22 protein-coding genes and 1 pseudogene are annotated in these 19,750 nt (G+C 61.2%); 15 read left to right on the top strand and 8 right to left on the bottom strand.

Going from position 1 to position 19,750, the window contains the following annotated elements:
• Positions 1 to 5: 5 nt before the first annotated feature.
• From C4J86_RS17440 to C4J86_RS17425, 4 genes are all read left to right on the top strand, one after another.
• Positions 6 to 722: a hypothetical protein gene (locus C4J86_RS17440; protein ID WP_124371307.1), complete on the top strand. Its 717-nt coding sequence runs from the start codon at positions 6 to 8 to the stop codon at positions 720 to 722.
• Positions 723 to 871: 149 nt separating this feature from the next.
• On the top strand, positions 872 to 1,105 hold the full coding sequence (locus C4J86_RS17435; RefSeq protein WP_124367724.1) for a hypothetical protein: 234 nt from the start codon (positions 872 to 874) through the stop codon (positions 1,103 to 1,105).
• Positions 1,106 to 1,150: 45 nt separating this feature from the next.
• Positions 1,151 to 1,606 carry a thiol-disulfide oxidoreductase DCC family protein gene (locus C4J86_RS17430; protein WP_124371306.1) on the top strand — a complete coding sequence of 152 codons (456 nt, stop codon included), beginning with the start codon at positions 1,151 to 1,153 and terminating at the stop codon, positions 1,604 to 1,606.
• Between the two features lie 529 nt (positions 1,607 to 2,135).
• Positions 2,136 to 2,507, top strand: coding sequence for a hypothetical protein (locus tag C4J86_RS17425; RefSeq protein WP_124371305.1), 372 nt, complete (start codon positions 2,136 to 2,138; stop codon positions 2,505 to 2,507).
• A gap of 89 nt (positions 2,508 to 2,596) precedes the next feature.
• Here the strand turns inward: C4J86_RS17425 and C4J86_RS17420 are convergent, their stop codons facing one another.
• Positions 2,597 to 2,896: a hypothetical protein gene (locus C4J86_RS17420; RefSeq protein WP_124371304.1), complete on the bottom strand. Its 300-nt coding sequence runs from the start codon at positions 2,894 to 2,896 to the stop codon at positions 2,597 to 2,599.
• A 428-nt stretch (positions 2,897 to 3,324) separates the two neighbouring features.
• Between C4J86_RS17420 and C4J86_RS17415 the strand changes: the two genes are divergently transcribed.
• From C4J86_RS17415 to C4J86_RS17395, 5 genes and pseudogenes are all read left to right on the top strand, one after another.
• Positions 3,325 to 3,750: a hypothetical protein gene (locus tag C4J86_RS17415; RefSeq protein WP_256681358.1), complete on the top strand. Its 426-nt coding sequence runs from the start codon at positions 3,325 to 3,327 to the stop codon at positions 3,748 to 3,750.
• A 115-nt stretch (positions 3,751 to 3,865) separates the two neighbouring features.
• On the top strand, positions 3,866 to 4,126 hold the full coding sequence (locus tag C4J86_RS17410; RefSeq protein ID WP_124371303.1) for a hypothetical protein: 261 nt from the start codon (positions 3,866 to 3,868) through the stop codon (positions 4,124 to 4,126).
• 369 nt (positions 4,127 to 4,495) lie between these two features.
• A pseudogene (locus tag C4J86_RS27110) lies at positions 4,496 to 4,740 on the top strand (GNAT family N-acetyltransferase); the annotation flags it as partial.
• 55 nt (positions 4,741 to 4,795) lie between these two features.
• On the top strand, positions 4,796 to 5,275 hold the full coding sequence (locus C4J86_RS17400; RefSeq protein WP_124371302.1) for a hypothetical protein: 480 nt from the start codon (positions 4,796 to 4,798) through the stop codon (positions 5,273 to 5,275).
• Between the two features lie 12 nt (positions 5,276 to 5,287).
• The gene (locus C4J86_RS17395) at positions 5,288 to 5,530 is read left to right on the top strand and encodes a hypothetical protein (protein WP_065874196.1); all 243 of its coding nucleotides are present in this window, start codon (positions 5,288 to 5,290) and stop codon (positions 5,528 to 5,530) included.
• A gap of 165 nt (positions 5,531 to 5,695) precedes the next feature.
• On the opposite strand, the gene C4J86_RS17390 is transcribed toward C4J86_RS17395, so the two are convergent.
• The 5 genes from C4J86_RS17390 to C4J86_RS17370 form a co-directional block, all read right to left on the bottom strand.
• On the bottom strand, positions 5,696 to 6,052 hold the full coding sequence (locus C4J86_RS17390) for an antibiotic biosynthesis monooxygenase (RefSeq protein WP_065880860.1): 357 nt from the start codon (positions 6,050 to 6,052) through the stop codon (positions 5,696 to 5,698).
• 71 nt (positions 6,053 to 6,123) lie between these two features.
• On the bottom strand, positions 6,124 to 6,825 hold the full coding sequence (locus C4J86_RS17385; protein WP_124371301.1) for a glutamine amidotransferase: 702 nt from the start codon (positions 6,823 to 6,825) through the stop codon (positions 6,124 to 6,126).
• A gap of 36 nt (positions 6,826 to 6,861) precedes the next feature.
• Positions 6,862 to 7,914 (bottom strand): 2Fe-2S iron-sulfur cluster-binding protein, encoded by a 1,053-nt coding sequence (locus tag C4J86_RS17380; RefSeq protein ID WP_124371300.1) that lies wholly within the window; start codon positions 7,912 to 7,914, stop codon positions 6,862 to 6,864.
• On the bottom strand, positions 7,911 to 8,873 hold the full coding sequence (locus C4J86_RS17375; protein WP_124371299.1) for a diiron oxygenase: 963 nt from the start codon (positions 8,871 to 8,873) through the stop codon (positions 7,911 to 7,913). The genes C4J86_RS17380 and C4J86_RS17375 overlap by 4 nt, the downstream gene beginning before the upstream one ends.
• A 155-nt stretch (positions 8,874 to 9,028) precedes the next feature.
• Entirely contained in the window at positions 9,029 to 10,246 is a 1,218-nt protein-coding gene (locus tag C4J86_RS17370) for an MFS transporter (protein ID WP_124371298.1), read from the bottom strand.
• A 238-nt stretch (positions 10,247 to 10,484) separates the two neighbouring features.
• Between C4J86_RS17370 and C4J86_RS17365 the strand changes: the two genes are divergently transcribed.
• Positions 10,485 to 11,783 carry a serine hydroxymethyltransferase gene (locus tag C4J86_RS17365; protein WP_124371297.1) on the top strand — a complete coding sequence of 433 codons (1,299 nt, stop codon included), beginning with the start codon at positions 10,485 to 10,487 and terminating at the stop codon, positions 11,781 to 11,783.
• Between the two features lie 10 nt (positions 11,784 to 11,793).
• Here the strand turns inward: C4J86_RS17365 and C4J86_RS17360 are convergent, their stop codons facing one another.
• Positions 11,794 to 13,290: a PLP-dependent aminotransferase family protein gene (locus C4J86_RS17360; protein WP_124371296.1), complete on the bottom strand. Its 1,497-nt coding sequence runs from the start codon at positions 13,288 to 13,290 to the stop codon at positions 11,794 to 11,796.
• A 136-nt stretch (positions 13,291 to 13,426) separates the two neighbouring features.
• Here C4J86_RS17360 and serC point away from each other — a divergent pair, with 136 nt between their 5' ends.
• The 5 genes from serC to glyA all read left to right on the top strand — a co-directional run bounded on the left by serC (position 13,427) and on the right by glyA (position 19,211).
• The gene (gene serC, locus C4J86_RS17355; protein ID WP_124371295.1) at positions 13,427 to 14,509 is read left to right on the top strand and encodes a 3-phosphoserine/phosphohydroxythreonine transaminase; all 1,083 of its coding nucleotides are present in this window, start codon (positions 13,427 to 13,429) and stop codon (positions 14,507 to 14,509) included.
• Positions 14,510 to 14,636: 127 nt separating this feature from the next.
• Positions 14,637 to 15,869: a benzoate/H(+) symporter BenE family transporter gene (locus C4J86_RS17350; protein WP_124371294.1), complete on the top strand. Its 1,233-nt coding sequence runs from the start codon at positions 14,637 to 14,639 to the stop codon at positions 15,867 to 15,869.
• Positions 15,869 to 16,708: a YggS family pyridoxal phosphate-dependent enzyme gene (locus tag C4J86_RS17345; protein WP_124371293.1), complete on the top strand. Its 840-nt coding sequence runs from the start codon at positions 15,869 to 15,871 to the stop codon at positions 16,706 to 16,708. Before C4J86_RS17350 ends, C4J86_RS17345 begins: the two co-directional genes overlap by 1 nt.
• 29 nt (positions 16,709 to 16,737) lie before the next feature.
• Positions 16,738 to 17,919 (top strand): aspartate aminotransferase family protein, encoded by a 1,182-nt coding sequence (locus C4J86_RS17340; RefSeq protein ID WP_124371292.1) that lies wholly within the window; start codon positions 16,738 to 16,740, stop codon positions 17,917 to 17,919.
• A gap of 26 nt (positions 17,920 to 17,945) precedes the next feature.
• Positions 17,946 to 19,211 carry a serine hydroxymethyltransferase gene (gene glyA / locus C4J86_RS17335; RefSeq protein WP_124371291.1) on the top strand — a complete coding sequence of 422 codons (1,266 nt, stop codon included), beginning with the start codon at positions 17,946 to 17,948 and terminating at the stop codon, positions 19,209 to 19,211.
• A gap of 219 nt (positions 19,212 to 19,430) precedes the next feature.
• Here the strand turns inward: glyA and C4J86_RS17330 are convergent, their stop codons facing one another.
• Complete coding sequence (locus C4J86_RS17330; RefSeq protein ID WP_256681359.1) at positions 19,431 to 19,715, bottom strand: hypothetical protein; 285 nt, start codon at positions 19,713 to 19,715, stop codon at positions 19,431 to 19,433.
• Positions 19,716 to 19,750 lie beyond the last annotated feature (35 nt).

Here is a 19,750-nt window from a genome sequence, read left to right as displayed (position 1 = left end):
TTGAAATGACACTCTCCATCAGCGCTACCACCATAGCCCCTGCCAATATCCGACTTGCGCCTTCCGAGCAGAAACTGACGCCCCAGGCACTGCCGGAGGCGGCCAAGCAACCTTTGGCAGATGCCGGGCCGGCTGCGGTCTATCATCCCAGCGAAGCCGCCCAAACCGCGAGCGAGCCACCGCAGGTGACCGACGTGTGGGTCGGGCGCTCCGAATCACCGGAGTTTCCTCGCTTCGTCGACCGCTTCCATAGTGCCCAGGCGGTGCTCAAAAGCGCCTTCACCGCGTTCGCATCCACCCTTAAGAGCACCGCCCCCGACCTGGCCAGAACCGATTATGGTTTTACCGTCGAAGCCGATGGCCGCCTGAAAGTCATCGACAAGGCCGGTCAGCTGAGCGACGCGAATATCAAGCGGCTCACCGAACTGCTCAATGGCTCCGCTGATTTGAAAACGGCCGCGGTGACCTTCCGCAACGCCGCCATCGACATGACAGACGCCGGCTCGCCCTGGTCCGGCAGCGGCATGGGCTACTACAGCCTGACCAACGAAAATTTCGCCAAGACCATTGATCTGGCGCCGTTGTTCAGAACCTATGACCCTTCGGATGTGAAGGGTGGCAGGGAACGTTTTTTTATCATTCAACTGACCTACAAAGGTGAGCGGGCCACGGCGGAGACGGAGCAGGCGATGTATGCGCGGCGTGCGGGGCAGGCGTACTAACGGCGCAATGAGTTGTGTGAGGCTGAGCGAGAGGGGGCAGGTATTTAGCCACTTTCGGCGCAAAGTAGCCCCTTTCCTTGCCAGCTGGTCTACCATGCCCATCCCGGCAGTGATCTATGCGCTACCGTTCATTTTTTAAAGGTACCGCCATGTCCATCGACCAAATCTCCCTGCCCAAAGGCGTCGGCCCCGTTGCTGCCAAACTCCTCGACGCCATCACCGGCGCTGCCACCCACGAAGAACTCAACCGCGCGGGCGGCAAAGCCGAGGGTTTTGTGTTGGGCCTGGAGTCCAGCAAGGCTATCAAGAGCCAAATCGCCGAGTCGTTATATGTGGCTTACGATGATGCGGCGAGCAATCGGGCCAGTGAGTTGAAGGGCTGAGGGTAAGTCGGTCCTGATGAACCCGGCCCGATTGGACCCATGCTTATGCCCGCCTCCCGAACTCGCCCCTCAACCGCGCCTTTCCTCAACCCAGGCGAGACCGTGGTGCTCTTCGACGGCGTGTGCAAGCTGTGCAATGGCTGGGCTCGGTTCCTGATTCGCCATGATCGTCAACGGCGCGTGCGATTGGCGGCTGTACAGTCGCCAGAGGGCCAGGCACTGCTCGCCTGGGCAGGGCTGCCGTTGGATCAGTTCGATACCATGGCGGTAATTCGTGACCGGCATTACTGGGTGCGCTCAAATGCGGTTTTCGAAATCATTGCCCAACTGCCTGCCGGCTGGCGCCCACTGGGGCTGTTGCGTGGCATCCCACGCCCAATTCGGGATTGGGCCTATGATCGCATTGCTTTAAACCGCTATCGACTCTTCGGAAAATATGACACCTGCCTGTTGCCCGACCCCGATCATGAACAACGTTTTTTGAAGGAGGGCGCCTGCTAAACCTACGATTTTGGTTGCCGCAGCAGGTTCTGCGGCGGACTTTTCAAGCTGAACCCAAGGTGCGTTAGTTAACGACTTCGCAGGGTCTGGTTGACGAAATGTAAGCCGCGCAGGTTTGAGGCACTCGGGCGCGCAATGCCTGTCTCGCATTGTTCTTGGCGGCTGTGCAGGCGGCATGATCGGTGCCAGGCGCGGTTCCCGTCGCGCTGGCCCCTCGGTTTGCAGGGGGGCATGGCATTGGAGCATTCGCTGCAACTGTTGCGGTGCCGATACTTTGACCGCGTGCCGCCGCTTCAGCTTTTGGTGTGTCGGCTGCGTAAGTACTGGTGGAGATTATTCCGGCCAACACCAATGCAGTTGCCATGATATTGAGTGACTTCAACATGTTCGATCCCTCGATTAGTTAAGCGATGAGTACTGTTTACCGTCCCTATGAGCTGCTGTTTTGCCTGATAGAGACTAGATCTCATAAAGCCACTCTGTAATATTTTTTATTGGTTCATCTTTCGCTTTCCCACCGGAGCCCGCAATGCCCTCCACCAAACGCGACAGCGTAGGTATCGAACGCCGTCTGGTTGCCGCCCTGACCGAAGCCTGTGAAACCGCCAAGGCTGAAATCCCTGGCTTTGAATGGCTGACCCACGAAGTGAACTACGCCGCTTTCCCCCAAAGCCTGCGAGTGATCTGGGTATTCGATACCCGAATAAGCAAGGAGCAAGCCCTGGCCAAGGGAGAAGACCAGCGAATGCGTGAACTGACAGGCATCGCGCTGAGCGATGCCGGTGTGGATCTGCCGTTACTGCACCGCTGCGTAGGATTCGATTCCGAGGAAGAATGCGATCTCCAACACGGTGGGAATTGGCGTCTGAGGCTGGCCAAGCGGCATGCGGTAAGAGGGTAGGTATCAAGAGTCCGTTGGCAACTGCGGCTCATGTAGCGTGCTGAGGACCCTCATGAGTAGCTGACATTTTCTTCAGCGTTGCGGAGCGACTATTGATGAGTGTCCGCTTCCTCAGCCGGATAGAACTCGCCGTTCTTCCCCATTTCTTCCAGCCGTTGGCGCGCGATCGACTCAACGCTGGCAACTTCACCTTGATCGTCAGCGTTGACCAACTGCAAGCACAGACGCCGGACATTCTGATCGTGGGTGCCCTCGCTGAGCATTTCATGGGTGAAGACTTGCTCACCCCGCCATAGACATAGCGGCCTGTGAGCCCCGCCGAGCCATATCTCGTTGATCGATCGAAGGTCAGTGGTAGCCAGTTGATCCAGGGTGATTGTCTTGTCCATTGCGCTGTACCTTAACGATGGGTAGAGACGGGTAGACTTACCGGCGCAGTGGGTCGTTCCCGGTTTCGGGAGCGCAACTGCACCAGTGGTGGTGAGCCATGCGCCGGAGCAAGGTTGGGGGCGATCAGCAGTTGCGGCACGGTTCGCGGTGGTGTGGGGACTATGGAGCGACTGACAGCTAACGGCCAAATGCAGCCATTGCGCCTATCTAGTAAACCAGGGGCGATTCACCTTTATTTCAAGCCTGGTAAGACGCTCGTTCTTCTCACTTATTGCTTGACTCATTCTGATTGATCAGGTCTGTTAACGCCGCCTCTTCCGCCATTAATAAGGAAATTATGAAGCCTCTTTACCTGTGTTCAGTTCTGCTGCTTGCAGGCTGCGCCCCAGCGCCGAAATATTTTGTGCCTGCGGGGGCGCCCCAGGCGATGATCCGCAGCGAACTGGTCTCTATGGAAAATTATCGAAACGGCGTGACTCTGGTCCAGGCGCCTGCCATCGGCTGCAAATACGGCAGAACCGTGGCGACTGAGTCGGGGATGGGGAAGCAGTTGGTTTCCGTTTATAAGAATGTCTCGACGCCGGAGGGTTTTTTTCCGATTGAAGCCGGCAAACCGCTGCACTTGGAAATGCGCGGCGTGGCCAATGCCAATCGCTCGTGCAGCGTAGCGTTTGTCAGCGAATTTGCGCCGGGCGCACGCTATGTGATCAAGGGAGGGATTGTCGACGTCCCGGGCTCGCTGAGCCGGTGTTACATCGACATATTCAATGTCGATTCGGGCGTACGCTTGCCCACCGCCGGTGAGCCGAAAATAGAACGTACTTGTGCGTTGGACCGGTTACCGACGCTGTAGCGTAAAAACGGGGTCAGGCTACCATCGTAAAAGCGGGGGGACCAGAAGCAGTCCTTTCGCAAATCTCCAAGCGCGTTTACAAACCAGATACCGGCACAAGTTTAGGCGAGACTTCATGACACTTTCCAAAGGCGACATCATAAAGCTGATCGATGTTGGCCAAGCAAAGGTAGTGCTCTCTGATTGGTTGAACTCCCGGGAGGTGGCTCCTGGAGATATCGCGGAAGTGGAAGAGATTTCAATGGGTGAAGCTGGATGTATCGCTCGCTTGCTGTGCGAGTCACATGCAGGATCTCTCGAATGGAGAGCCTCATATATTTTGAGTGGATTGACCTATGAGGTGCTTCGTAGCTATCCCAATGATGTCCCCTCTTGAATGTCTGTTCGGGGCCGACTTCCATCTGTCGCCACAGTCAGCTTAGGGTCGCTTCCTGCCCCTCACGACAGGCAACATTCGGCCGATTGTGTTGAAAAAGTCGACCCGGCCTGAGTACCCATGCATTGAGCGGTGAAAACGCCTTTTTGCTCGCTGCTACGTCAAATCTGAGCCCTGAACCTTCTGCGCAAAACACAGATTTCACTCTCAGACGCGTACTTTTCTGCCATGGAAACCGAAGCCGACTTTTTCAACAGAATCGGCCAAGAACCGCCAGTCGACGTCCCTTAAATAAGCGCTAAGCAGGGTAAATTTCGCGATGAAAAGCGGGATAGCTAATACGAAAATTAATGCGCTGTTAGGGACTAGCACCTATACGTGAGGCCGAGCGCGCAGGGTTCGGGGATCGGCTCGGATGTACTCGCACAGATTTTCGAAGCAGCGGATGCAGCCGCACTGCCGATCACAGTAGGTGCCCTCAAAGAAAGTGCCTCGAACCGTTTTACACCCGCCATGGCTTCGTGTTCGTCGAAAGCAGTGAATTCGACAATTATTATGACCGTCAGCACCTTACGCCGCGCTGTGCACCTTGCCAGCCAGGTGAAATGATTTGAATCCAGCGCCCGCCTTCTAGACAATCCCCGCCTTTGGCTCGAAAGGATGCGTGCGATGAAGTTCGAAGGGACTTTCCAATACATGGGCAATCACGGGATCGTGTTCAACGTCTCGCAGATCACCCTCACCGACAGCGAACGCGGGCGGCTGCGCGAGCTGCATTTTGGTGAGGCGAAGAGCGCGCACTACGAGGTCAACCGCAAGGTCGTCGAGGTGTACGACAAGATGCTGGCCAAGAACCTGCCGTGCCTGATGATGATCGGCATCTCCAAGCCGCTGACTCGGCAGCAGGGCGATGTGCTCAACGCCCAGCGCACCAGAATCGCCAACTTGGCGGCCTCGGCCTTCGCGGGCGTCACCTCTTACGTTGCCTCCCCCTACGTGGGGCCCCCCGTCGGCGCCGGTGTGCGCATGTATGTGAATGAAACCCTGCCCACCTATCATGCAGGCGACATACTGGTGAGCATCGAGGCGCAGGTGAACGGCGGTATCGGCCCGCAACGTACCGCCTCGACACTGATCATCAAGACCTGACGGGAGAAACCCATGTCTGATATTACCCAACTGGTCGCTGCTCTGGTGCTGTTCTTTCTGCTCGATCGGTTTCTTAAGTCGTACCCGCTTCGCAAGTGGTTAGGGGTACTGCTGGTGGCGATGGGGGCGGTCGGCTGCGTTGCGGCGAGCCACATCCGCTTGCTTGGATTTGACTTGGGGTTGCTGTCGATCTTTGCCGTTGCACTGGGGGTGGGGTTGTTCCTAAAGCGGCGGCGGTTCGAGCAGATGGGTTGAAGGTGGCAGGGTTCTCCGCGGTTTAGTGCTCCAATGCCTGTCATACAGGAAGCAGCGGCGCAAACAGTTGTTGTGATGCTTACGGCAGCGCTCTCTCTGCGACAGCCCTTCAGCGCCCAATCCATGATCGTTCCCAAGCTCCGCGTGGGAACGATCAGCATGGCGTTACGCCGTGGCGTGTGCTCCATCAACAACGACGTTATACGGCGCTTGCTCACGATCCCGCAGGCCGTAATCACGAATGACCGAAGTCACGCGAACGCGGTAATCGTCGAAGATCTTGTCGCGCCCGGCGCGTTGTGCAGACAGGTGCGCGGTGACGTTGCGCCACTGCACCACGGCTTCCTCATCGCGCCAGGTGGTCACCGACATCACCTTCTTGGGGTTCAGCGTGCTCTGAAAACACTCGACGGAGATAAACCCGTCCATGGGTTCCAGCAACGGGGTCAGCTTATTGACCAGGTCCACATAGGTCTCGCCCTGACCGGGCAGTGCCTGCAATTCGAATAACACGACGATCATGTTTGACTCCTCATCCTTGACGGTTTTTTTCAGGTGGTCTTAAACGGCGGCGGTTGCCCGCCGCCAGTGGGTTAACGGGGGCCCAGGTTGTTCAGCCAGGTGCGCATCACGTTGCCAGCGGCGCGGGTCAGGCGATCGCCCAGGCCAGCGGCCGTGGCGCGCAGTGCGACGACGTCGATGCCGGCGTGGGCGAGTTCACTGGCGTGGCCAACCAGCCACTGTTCGATGTGAGTGGTGTTGGCTTCAAGATGAAACTGCAGGCCCAGAATCGTGCGGCCCACGGCAAACGCCTGGTGGGCGCCCACTGGTGTGCTGGCCAGCAATACGGCACCTTCGGGCACATCGAACTGGTCGCCGTGCCAGCGCAACACGGGCGTGTCCATCAGCGCGGCGAGCGGTGAGTCCTGGCCGGCCGGAGTCAAGGTCAACGCGGAAAAACCGATCTCCTTGACGCCCAACGGGTAGACCTTGGCGTGCATGGCGCGGGCGATCAGCTGTGCGCCCAGGCAGATGCCCAACAACGGTTTGCCGGACGCCACGCGCTGGCGCACCAGCTCCAGTTCGTCGTGCAGAAACGGGTACAGGTCCTCGTCATACGCGCCAATCGGGCCGCCGAGCACAATCAGCAAGTCGGCCTGCAGCACCTGCTCCCTATAGATGGTGTCCACGGTGGGGTCGAGGTAAATCAGGGTGTAGCCTTCATCGGCCAGCACCACATCCAGGGTGCCCACGTCTTCAAAATGAATGTGGCGCAGTGCAATAGCAGTTTTCATGGAAACACTCAGCGGTTGAAATAAGGGCGTGACGGTTTATGCAGTGGGGTTGAGGTCGACCTTGATCGTCCCCGATTGCGGGAAGGTGCAGCAGGCCAACGCAAAGCCTTCGCTCTTGTCCTTATCGGTCAGGCAAAAGTCGGGTTCGAGGGTGTATTCGCCCTCGGACAATTTGATCCGACAGTGGCCGCAGATCCCGGCGCGGCACAGGCTGCGCACTGCAATGCCGCTGGATTCGAGCATCTCCAGCAGGCTCTTGCCGGCGGGCAGTTCCAGTAACTCGTTGGTGTGGCTGATGTGCAGGCGCAGCGCATCGCTGGTCGCAGGTTGCGCCTGCGCGGCCCTGACCGGCGGTGTGAAGGATTCGATCAGCAATTGGCTGTCCGGAAACAGCGCCAGCGTTTGGTCGCGCAAGCCTTGGGCAAAACGATGACTGCCGCAGATCACCAACGTGTCCGGGTTACCCAGCAGGTTCAGGTCGGCGGCGGTGGGGCGGCCGGCCCTGAAATGGCCGTTGCTGCGTACAGCTTCGCGGGTAATGAAGACCTGCAGCGAAAACCAGCGGGTGTTCAGTTCCAGGTCCAGCAACTCATGCAGGAAGGGAATGTCGGCCACCGTCGGCACACACAACAGCAGGCTTACCTCGGGCACCGCCAGGCCGCGTCGTGCGCGTTCCAGCAGGCCGCGCAGCAAGGCGATTGGCAAGGTGATCCCGATGCCGCCAGCGAGCATGCCGACGTGCTTGCAGCCGATGATCGACCCCAGGCTGATGTCCCCGGCCACAAACTCCACCGCGACCTGCGAGCCCTCCTGCAAGGTAGCGTGCAACTGGTCCGAGACCCCGCCATGGCCTTCGCGCTTGACCGCAATCTCGAACCCGTCGGCGCCTTGCCTGCGAGTGATCGAATACAGCCGTTGCTGCGGCGTGCCCGTAGTGTCCGGAAAACGCAGCGCCACGTGCTTGCCGGGTTCCAGGCGGTCGAGGAACTCGGCGTGGGCGCCCACGGCGCGCAGGCTGAAGACGTTGATCGCGGCGGTTTCAATGGTCACGCGTTCGCAACGGGCCTGCAGTGGGGTCATGGCGTTCATGCGCGGGCCTTCTCGCTCAAGGTTTCGATGGCGTGTTCGGCGCTGCTCAGGCCTTTGCCGGTCAGGCCGATACGGTCGATCAGGGCCTGGAGCGAGTCGGTGTATACGCTGATTTCGTTGTTGTCGCCCACGTCATGCAGGATCTCGCTGGCATGCGGCATCTGCAGTATCGAGAACACCTTGGCCCATGCGCCCATTTCGTTGTTGGCGAACATCTGCACGGTGCGCAGGATGATTGAGCGCAGGTACTCGCGCTCGGTGCGACTCAGGCCATGAACGATGTCGGAGGCGACAAAACTGAACACGCTGGAATGGCTCCATTCATCGATGGCGTGGGTGCGTGTGACCTCGTGGCACACCGCCTGGATGCTGGTGTCTTCGGCCATGGTCTTGAGGTAATCGGTGATCAGCGTTTCACTCGCGCACGCCACACCAAAACGGGTCAGGCGGCGCTCCCATTCGGCCGTGCAGTCGGCCAGCAGGGCTTCACGCCAGGTCACCAGGTTGAACGCGCTGAAATCCAGCGGGGTCAGTTTGCGCATGTCGTAGATGTAGTTGCAGGCCATGATCGACATGCGCGTGTGCAGGGCTTCGTCCAGCAGTGCCTGGGACATCACGTCCTGCAGCAGGGCGCGGTTCTGGCTGTGTGGCGGGGTCTTGATGATGTCCTCGCAGGCGGGCACCACCACGTCGCATTCGATGTAGATCGTCTTGAGGTTGTAGATGCCCCACGCGTAGGACAGGCACTTGGATTGCAGGTCCTGCGGTGCTTCGAGCCAGGCCTGGTGATGACGGAACGGCAGCAGCGACAGGCTGAAATCCTGCTTCTTCGGGTCAAAGGTCAGGCCCCAGTAATCCGGTTGCGGATTGTTCACGGCAGCGCGGGTTTTCCAGAGCCCGGACAACTTGGCGAGCATGTTTTGTACCACGTCATCGGTACCACAATTCAAACGGTCCATGTTTTAGCTCCAAAGAAAACAGCTATTGGTGTTCGGGTTAAGAGTGCAGTCCTTTGTAAACACGACGGGGCCGCACAAGCGGGTTGCCGCGTAATAAATGCGGGACGTTGCCCTTCAAGTTTGCGCCAAAAAAACGCTGGGGATATTGCTCCAGGTCAGTTGAATTGCGGGTGTAATGCGGGCATTTTCCGGACTTTGGCCAAGTGCCGTTCCTGCATCAGGGTCAGCGCGACCGTCAGGCCCATAAAGGCAGCACTGGCCCAGAAAATCGAGTTGTGGTGGCCTTGGTCGAGTAGCCAGGCGAACCCGACCGGGCCGATGGTGCCGCCGATATTGAAGCCGGTGGAGACAATGCCGAAGGTCTTGCCTTCCGCGCCTTTCGGCGACGCTGCGCGCACCAGCATGTCGCGGGACGGTGCGATCACCCCGGTCAGGAAACCCGCTACACCGAGTATCAGCACCAGTGCCAGCTCGCTCAAGTGCGCCGTGGCGACCAACAATATCAACCCGCTGGCCAGGGCAAACGCGCTGGCGGCCACCACGCCATGGCGGCGGGTGCGGTCGGCCAGTGCGCCGCCTGCCAGCACGCCAAAGGCGCTGGCAAACAGGAACGCGGTGAGTGCCGAGTTGGCCCAGGTCAAGGCCACGCCCTGGCCTTGCATAAGGGCCGCGACCGAGAATTTTTCAATTGCGCCGGTGCTCAGGTTCAGCAGCACGAACAACAACGTCAGGCTCAGCACCAAGGGCGAAAGCAACGAGCGCCGACGCGTGTCGAGGGCCGCCGGGTCGGCCGCTGGTGACACATAATTGACTTGGGCCAGTGCCGCGCCAGGTATCGACAACACCGCCAGCGTGACAAACCCTACGCCTGCGGCGGCGGCAAACGCCATGGCCGGCGTGCTCGCCACGGCGATGCTCAACAAAAACACCGGGGCCACGGCGGCGCCGAGGAAGCCGGCGAAGGTGTGCACGGAGAACGCTTTGCCAATGTGGGCAGGATCAATATGGCGGGACAGCAGGGCATAGTCGGCCGGGTGGTAAACCGCGTTGGCGACGCCGGCCAGCGCCATGCCGATCAGCAAGCAAAGGTAGCTGGGCACTAGTGCAATCAACAGGAAACTGCTACTGCCCACTGCCAGCGCGGCTAACAGCAGGCGCCGTGCGCCGAAACGGTCCACGGCAAATCCCATCGGCGCCTGCACCAGAGCGGTGACGATGTTGAACAGGCTCAGGGCCAGGCCCAACTGCACGTAATCGACGTCGAAAAAAGCCGCGAGGAGGGGAAACAACGCCGCCAGCACCATGATGTGCAGATGACTGACAAAGTGCGCGGCTGCGACCTGCGGCAGCAGTCCGATACGAAAAGACGTCATGGCAGAACCTGTGGAATGGGGGTGACAAAACCGGCGCAGAGCTTAGTGGGGCGTTGGTCTTGCGGAATAGTCCAATGTTCAAAGGTTCACCAGACCACTTTGCAGCGCTACTGGTTTCGCGCCGTGGCGCAGCGCCGCGCAGTGGTCTGCAACGCTGGCGCAAACTGGTATACCGGCGCGGGCCGTGGGCCGCTAGGGTAGACGCCGTTGCCAATCGACGTTTTCACAGGGAGTGACCATGCCGCATTCCGCTTATCGAGACGGGCACGCGCTGCCGGTGCTCAGTGGCGTCGCACTGGCCCAGGCGGACGGGGATGTGTGGCGTGCCATCGACGCCGAGCGCCAGCGCCAGATGCAGTCAATCGAGCTGATTGCTGCCGAGAATTTTGTCAGCCGTGCAGTGCTTGAAGCCCAGGGCTCGGTGCTCACCAACAAGCATGCCGAAGGGTATCCGGGGCGCCGTTATTACGCCGGCTGCTGCAACGTCGACGCGGTAGAAGAGCTGGCCAACGAGCGCGCCCGGCGGTTGTTCAACTGTGCCTACGCCAACCTGCAACCCCACTCGGGCAGCCAGGCCAATCAGGCGGTGTTTCTAGCGCTGCTGGCACCGGGCGACAAGATCCTCGGCCTGGACCTCAAGTCCGGCGGGCACCTGTCCCACGGCGCGGCGTTCAATATGTCCGGGCGCTGGTTTCAGGCCCTCAGTTATGGCGTGCATCCGCTGACCCATCGGGTCGACATGGACCAGGTCGAGCAGATGGCCCGCCAGGAACGCCCGCGATTGATCATCGTCGGCGCTTCGGCCTATTCACGGGCGCTGGACTTCGCGCGCTTTCGCGCAATTGCCGACGAAGTCGGGGCCTTCCTGATGGCCGACATTGCCCATGTCGCCGGACTGGTAGCGGGCGGTGCGTACCCGTCGCCGGTGCCATTCGCCCACGTCACCACCATCAGCACCCACACCACACTGCGCGGGCCGCGCGGCGGGATGATCCTGTGCAACGAGCCGGGCATTGCGCAGAAAATCAATGCGGCGGTGTTTCCCGGCCTGCAAGGCGCGCCGCTGATGCACACGCTGGCGGCCAAGGCAGTGGCGCTCGGCGAAGCCTTGCAACCGGCGTTCAGCACCTACGCGCATGCGGTGATTGCGAACGCCCAGGCCTTGTGCGGGCGTTTGGCCGAAGGCGGGTTGTCGGTGGTCTCGGGCGGCACCGACTGTCACCTTGGCGTGATTGACCTGCGGCCGTGGGGCTTGGTCGGCAATGTCGCCGAACAGGCGCTGGAAGCGATCGGGATTACCGTGAACAAAAATATCGTGCCGGGCGACGAGGTCAAACCCAGTGCCACCTCCGGCATTCGCATCGGCAGCGCGGCCTGCACGTCGCGGGGCATGGGCGTGGATGAATTTCGCGAGATCGGCGACATGATCCTCGCCATGCTCGGCGGCGTGCGCAGCGGCGCCCTCGACAGTCGCACCGAGCGCTCGATTCGCGAAGGCATCGGCGAACTGACCAAGCGTTTCAAGCTGCCTTACTGAGCGGCTGCCTCTAGATTTTCAGCGCATTGGCCAGGCGCAGCATGGCGGCTTCGATTTCATACGCGGTCAACGACGAGTAGCCCAGCAGCCAGCCGTATTGCTGCGGTTCGCCTGCGTACAGCTTGCTGAGTCCGGACAATTGCACGCCGGCGGTGGCCGCCTGGCGGATGGTTTTTTCTTCGCTCCAGCCCGCTTTCAGCAGACAGGGAATCTGCAACCCGCCCGGCGGCAACTGGGCGGTGACGACCTCGCCCAGGTACTTGCCAATGGCGTCATGCATGATCGAGCGGCGCCCGGCATAGAGCTTGCGCATGGCCCGCACGTGGGCGTTGTAATGGCCGTCTTCCATAAACCGCGCCAGGGTCAGTTGCAGCACTTGCGGCGTATGCCCGTCCATCATGCTGCGCGCGTAGGCAAAGGGCTTGACCAGTTCGTGGGGCAGCACCATGTAGCCCATGCGCAAGCCGGGGTAGAGCGTCTTGCTGAACGTGCCGATGTAGAGCGTGCGCTGATACTTGTCCAGACCCTGCACGCAGGCGGTGGGTTGTCCGTCGTAATGGAACTCGCTGTCGTAGTCGTCCTCGATCAGCCACTTGCCTTTTTCCGCCGCCCAGTTGATCAACTCAAGGCGCCGTTCCAGCGGCAGCGTCACGCCGGTGGGGTATTGGTGCGACGGTGTGACGTACACGCAGTTGGCGCCGCTGCGGTCGGCGTACAGCAGGTCGGTGCGGATGCCGCGTTCATCGACATCGATGGGCAGCACCTTGGCTTCAGCGATCTCGAAGGCTTTGCGTGCGCCGTAATAGCCAGGGTTTTCCAGCAGGATCGGCTTGCCGGCATCCACCAGCAACTGCGCGCAGAGGTACAAGGCCTGGCGCGTGCTGCTCAGCACCAGCACCTGATCGGGTGAACACTTGGCCCCGCGCTCTAGGTTCAGGTAGGTGGCAATCGCCTTGCGCAGCGGCTCGGCGCCTTGCGGGTCGCCGTGCAAGAGCACGTTGGCGCGATAGTCCTTCATCACCTGGCGCTGCAGGCGTTCCCAGACATCCGTGGGGAAACTGCGGGTTTCCGGCAAACCGGTGGCGAAGGCCTTGATGACTTGCTGGTCGCTGACGCCGCCCGTTTCGAAGATCATCCGCCCTCGCTGGCTCAGCTCGACGCCGGGCGCGGCGGCGTTGCTGCGCACTTCCTGGGCCTTGATGCGCCGGCGTGTGGCGCCGCGCAATTCGACGCCGACCGTGTCGCAGACGTAACTGCCGGCACCCTCGCGGCGTACGATAAACCCGTCCCGATGCAACTGCACGTAGGCGTTCTCGACGGTGTCGCGGGCGCACCCCAGTGACTTTGCCAATACCCGTGTGGCCGGCAGTTTCAGGCCGGGGCCGAGGGCGCCGTCGAGGATCAGTGCGCGCAACGCCCGTTGGATGCGCTGGTGCAAGTCCAGCAGCTGAAACTCCACGTCGTTGAGGCGCATTTTCAGGGTTTCGAGCTCGAAGGTTTTTGCCATGCGGTCTGCTCCATCCTTTGGAATTGGCCTGTAATGGCAGGCCAGTCTATCCGTAGAATCCAGCCCTCGCCAGCCCGGCCCCGGCGCGTGGCGAGCCTGCACGATGCGAGTGTTCTTGAACAGGAGTTACGCGACGATGGCCAGATCCCACAACTTCAGCGCCGGCCCCACGGCGGTGCCGCTGGAAGTGCTCACCCAGGCACACGAAGAATTTTTTGATTTTGCCGGCACCGGTATGTCGGTGATGGAGATCAGCCATCGCTCCCGCGTGTTCATGGACGTTGCCCGCCAGGCGGAGCAGGACCTGCGCAACATTCTCGGCGTGCCGGACGCATACAAAGTGTTGTTTTTGCAAGGCGGCGCCTCGCTGCAGTTCGCCCAGGTGCCGATGAACCTGTTGGGCGACAAAGGCACGGCGGACTACCTGCACACCGGCCTCTGGTCGGGCAAGGCGATTGAAGCGGCGCGGCGTTATTGCGATGTGCGAATCGCGGCCAGTGCCCGCGCAACCGGCTTCGACCGCGTGCCTGACGCAGCGAGCTGGCACCTCAATCCTGACGCCGCCTACCTGCATTACACCGAGAATGAGACGGTCCACGGCGTGCAATTCATCGCCCCGCCCGATAGCGCCGCGCCGCTGGTGTGTGATGCCTGTTCAAGCCTTTTGTCCAAGCCGATGGACGTCGCCCGGCATGACCTGGTGTATGCCGCCGCGCAGAAAAACATGGGGGTGGCCGGGTTGACGGTGGTCATCGTCGACCCCGCATTACTGGAGCGCTCCCATGCCTTCACTCCGGACATTCTCAACTACGCCCACATCAGTGATGCGCAGTCGATGCTCAATACCCCAGCGACGTTTCCCTGGTACCTCACCGGCCTGACGCTCAAGTGGATCAAGCACAACGGCGGCCTGCCGGCCTTGCATGAGCGTAACCAGGCCAAGGCGCACCGGCTCTATCGCGCCATCGACGAGAGCGGCGGGTTCTACCGCAATCGGGTGCAGCCGGCGTACCGCTCGATCAACAACGTGCCGTTCGTGCTGGCGGATTCGACGCTGGAGAAGACCTTCTTGCGCCGCGCCGAAGACGCCGGCCTCAACGGCTTGAAAGGCCACGCCAGTGTCGGCGGCCTGCGCGCCAGCCTCTACAACGCCGTCTCGTTAACCGCAGTCGAGGCGCTGACTGACTTTATGGCTGACTTCGCACGCGCACATGGGTAAGCGCCCCTGCGCGAAAAAGTGGTCTGGTCTGCTGCGCACAAGCGTAGGGGCAAACCCCACCATTCAACGGCTATAAATGACCGCCTGGCCACGGCCTGATCCATTGTCCAGCAAGGAGCCAAGACTTATGCCCTCTACTCAATCCCAGTCGTCCCTGCGTCTGCGGGATGTGCTGCACCCGGTGGTTGCCGGGCTGATTTCGGTGATCGTCAATTACGGCGGCACCTTCATTCTAGTGTTCCAGGCCGCCAAGGTTGCCGGCCTCAGCCCTGAGCTGACGGCGTCGTGGGTCTGGTCGGTGTCGATTGGCGTCGGTGTGACCGGGTTGTTCCTCAGTTGGGTGAGCCGCGAGCCGATTATCACCGCCTGGTCGACCCCGGCGGCGGCGTTCTTGATCGTTGCCCTGGCGACCACGCCCTACGCCGAGGCGATTGGTGCGTATTTGATTTCAGCGGCGGCGTTCGTGCTGCTGGGGGTTTCCGGCTATTTTGAAAGGGCTGTGCGCCTGATCCCGCCCGGCGTTGCGGCGGGCCTGCTGGGCGGCATTCTCTTGCAGTTCGGCATCGGTGCATTCGCGAGCATGACGGTCGACCCGCTGTTGGTGGGGCTGCTGATCGGCGCCTACATCGTGTTCAAACGCTTGAGCGCACGCTACGCGGTGGTCGGCATTCTGGTGCTGGGGCTAGGCTTTTTGCTGATGCAGGGGCGAGTGGATTTTTCCGGACTGGCGCTGGAGTTCGCCACACCGGTATTCACGCGGCCCGAGTTCTCGCTCAATGCGTTGCTGAGCGTGGCGTTGCCGCTTTTTTTGATTACCCTCACGGGGCAATACATGCCGGGCATGCTGGTGCTGCGCAATGACGGCTTCAAGACCAGCGCCAACCCGATTCTCAGCGTGACCGGGCTGGGTTCGCTGCTGATGGCGCCATTCGGCTCCCATGCGTTCAATATCGCGGCAATCACGGCGGCGATCTGCACCGGCAAGGAAGCGTCCGAAGACCCTTCCAAACGCTGGATCGCCGGGGTAGCGGCAGGGGTGTTCTACATCCTGGTGGGGATTTTTGGCGTAACCCTGGCGGCGGTGTTCATGACCTTTCCGGCGACGTTCATTACCACCCTGGCCGGGCTGGCGCTGCTCGGCACCATCGGCGGCAGCCTGGCCAATGCCATGGCGGACGTCAAATCCCGTGAAGCCTCGCTGATCACCTTTCTGGCGTGCGCCGCCAACATCACCTTGCTTGGCATTGGCGGCGCCTTCTGGGGCTTGCTCATCGGCCTCGCGGCGTATGCGGTACTCAATGGACAACTGCCACGTCGTGAAAAAACTGCTGCGGTGACCACTAAGGGAGCGACCCACTGATGAATGGGCAAGGCGAACACCTCACCACGCTCCACGCCGATCATGGTCGCTATCCGCAGGCGGTCAGCGTCGAGGACTTTCGTCGCAACCTCGCCGCTGTGCAGCAACGCATCATCGATGCTTGCCACCGCGTCGGGCGTGACCCGGCCACCGTGCGGTTGCTGCCGGTCAGCAAGACCTTCGACGAAGCCCATCTGCGCCTGGCCTATGCCGCCGGTTGCCGCCTGCTCGGTGAAAACAAGGTGCAGGAGGCCCAGCTCAAGGCGCAAGCCATGAGCGACCTGCACGGCCTGCAATGGTCGGTCATCGGCCACCTGCAAACCAACAAGGCCAAGCAGGTTGCGCGTTTTGCCAGTGAATTCCAGGCGCTCGACAGCCTGCGCGTGGCCGAAGTGCTGGACCATCGCCTGCAGCTCGAAGGTCGGCAGATGGATGTGTTCGTGCAGGTCAACACCTCGGGCGAAGCCAGCAAGTATGGCCTGGCTCCCGAGGATGTGGCGGCGTTCATCGCGGCGCTGCCGGCATTCCCAGCGCTGCGGGTTCGCGGGCTGATGACCCTGGCGCTATTTTGCGCCGACGTGGCGCGGGTGCGCCCCTGCTTCGTGCGCTTGCGTGAATTGCGCGACCGCTTGCTCGCGCATGTGCCCGAGGGCGTGTCGCTGCAGCAGTTGTCGATGGGAATGTCGGGCGACTTTGAAATTGCCATTGAAGAGGGTGCAACCGTGGTACGCGTCGGTCAAGCCATCTTCGGTGCCCGGGCCATGCCCGATGCCTATTACTGGCCCACGGCCGACGCTAGACCGCGCAACGACGACGAGTTGCCGGCGCTCGCCCCTTAACGTTGATTGATCTCTATAGGAGGCCTGCAATGTCCGCAGCACCCGCTTACCTGATGCACACCTCGTCCCGTCAGCCGGTCTCGTTCAGCCGAGGCCTGGGCGCCCGCCTGTGGGACACCGATGGCGTTGAATACCTGGATGCCATCGCCGGCGTGGCCGTGACGAGCCTGGGGCACGCCAACCCGGAAATTGCCGCCGTCATCGCCGAGCAGGCCACGCAGTTGCTGCACACCACCAACATGTTTCGCATCCCGTGGCAGGAGCAACTGGGCGAGCGGTTGTGCCTGTTGTCCGGCATGGAGCGCGCGTTTTTCTGCAACTCCGGCGCAGAGGCCAATGAAGCCGCGCTGAAACTGGCGCGGCTGCACGGCCATGCCCGAGGCGTGGCCCAGCCGCAGGTGCTGGTGATGGACAACAGCTTCCACGGGCGCACCCTCGCCACGCTGGCGGCCACCGGCAACCCGGCGGTGCACGTCGGTTTCGAACCGTTGATGCGCGGCTTTGTGCGTGTGCCGTACAACGATATCGAGGCGATTCGGGCGGTTGCGGCGCAGTCACCCAACATCGTTGCAGTGCTGGTCGAACCGGTGCAGGGCGAGGGCGGGGTGCACGCGGCGTTCGCGGGCTACCTGCAAAGGTTGCGCGCCCTGTGCGATGAACACGACTGGCTGATGATGATGGATGAAGTGCAAACCGGCATGGGCCGCACCGGCGCCTGGTTTGGCTTTCAACACGCGGGCATCGAGCCGGATGTCATCACCCTGGCCAAGGCACTTGGCAACGGCTACCCGATAGGCGCATGCCTGGCGCGGGGCAAGGCCGCCGAGCTGTTTTCCCCCGGTCACCACGCGTCCACGTTTGGCGGTAACCCGCTGGCCTGCCGCGTGGGGTGCACGGTGCTGGACATCATGCAGCGTGAGCACCTGCCACAACGCGCCGCCGCCAGCGGCCGACGCCTGCTGGCCGCGCTCAAGCTGGCGCTGGGCAACCATCCCGAGGTGGTGGCCATTCGTGGTATCGGCTTGATGGTCGGCGTCGAACTCAACCGCCCGTGCGGCGAGCTGGTCGACCGCGCCCGTGAAGAACAACGCCTGCTGATCACCGTCACCCGTGGCACCACCGTGCGCCTGTTGCCCGCACTGATCTGCGATGACACACAGATCGACGAGATCGCCGCACGTGTCATTCGCCTGCTGTCGCCCGCTGTTTGAATTTGTTAACCGAGGACGCCCCCACCATGTACGACTCAACGCTCACCCTGGATGCTTTCGACCCTGAACTGCGTGAGGCGATTCATAACGAAGCGCATCGCCAGGAAGACCACATTGAGCTGATCGCGTCGGAGAACTACGCCAGCCCGCTGGTCATGCAGACCCAGAGCACGGTACTCACCAACAAGTACGCCGAGGGCTATCCCGGCAAGCGCTACTACAGTGGTTGTGAATACATCGATGTGGCCGAGCGCCTGGCGATTGAGCGGGTCAAGACCCTGTTCAACTGCGACTACGCCAACGTGCAGCCTCACGCGGGTGCGCAGGCCAACGCGGCGGTGTTCCTCGCGTTGATCAACCCCGGTGACACGGTGATGGGCATGAACCTGGCCCAGGGCGGCCACCTGACCCACGGTAACCCGGCGAACTTTTCGGGCCGGCATTACAAGATCGTGCCCTACGGGCTGGACCCGAAAACTGGTTTTCTCGACTACGACGAGATGGAACGAATTGCCCTGCAGACGCGCCCGAAAATGTTGATCGGCGGCTTCTCGGCGTACTCGCGTTACAAGGACTGGGCACGCATGCGCACCATCGCCGACAAGGTCGGCGCCATATTCTGGGTCGACATGGCCCACGTCGCCGGGTTGGTCGCCGCCGGCGAATACCCGGACCCGCTGCCCCATGCGCATGTGGTCACCAGCACCACGCACAAAACCCTGCGCGGCCCACGGGGCGGTTTGATTCTGTCGAAGGGCCAGGACGAAGCCTTCTACAAGAAACTCGATTCGGCAGTGTTTCCCGGCGTGCAGGGCGGCCCGCTTATGCACCAGATTGCAGCCAAGGCCGTGGCGTTCAAGGAAGCGCTGACGCCCGAGTTCCGCGTCTACCAGACCCAAGTGGTGACCAACGCCCGCGCCATGGCGGCGGTGCTGCAAAAGCGCGGCTACAAGATCGTCTCGGGCGGAACCGACAACCACATGATGCTGATCGATCTGTCCGACAAGCCCTACACCGGCAAGGACGCCGATGCGGCATTGAACAGCGCCTACATCACCGCGAATAAAAACTCGGTGCCGAATGACCCACGCTCACCCTTCGTGACCTCCGGCTTGCGCATCGGCAGCCCGGCGGTGACGACGCGGGGCTTCGGTGTCGAGGCCTGCGAGCAAGTGGCAGGGTGGTTGTGCGACGTACTCGACGCCCTGGAATATGGCGACAGTGACAAGGTCGGCCACCACGTGCGCGAACAGGTTGTCGCACTGTGCCGGCGTTATCCGGTTTATCGCTGAATGGGTTTGGGGGGGGCCGTGTGGACGGCCCTGATTCACTTCTTTGCCGATAAGGACGCTCATGCAGCCTGCTTCCAGCTTTATCAGGCGTTCAATCTGGGGGAGTGGGTGCGTCGTGATGATCTGCCGGAGACTGATCCCGGTGAGCCCGAAAGTCACAGCCCAGGGTACGTCCCAAAAAAATGATCTCGATTTGCTGGCTCACCGGGTCCTGCCGCTTCAACTGCGTGTTGGAAGTGGAATCAACTTTTCATGTGATCGTAATGGCGGGTGGTCAGGGTTACATCGTGCACGTTCGTAACGGACTGCTCTTAAAGCAGTGATAGTGAAGTAGATCTTGCCGGACACTCCCCATAGGCCGAATTCCTTTTGCTCAAACCATTGGCCGGATTTGTCGGTCACGCGGAAATTCACGTTGAAAGTGCCATCGGCGCGACGTTCACTCAGTTGCTGCGTACGTTTACCGTCGAGGGTGGTCGCTTCGCCGTACCATTTACCGATCATCAGGGCAATTCATCACTCTAGCAGTTCCGCCGCCG

It is taken from the genome of Pseudomonas sp. R2-7-07, from assembly GCF_003852355.1.
Classification (GTDB): domain Bacteria; phylum Pseudomonadota; class Gammaproteobacteria; order Pseudomonadales; family Pseudomonadaceae; genus Aquipseudomonas.
The sequence above is the reverse complement of the archived record's forward strand: the minus strand, read 5'-3'. Positions and strand labels throughout refer to the sequence as shown.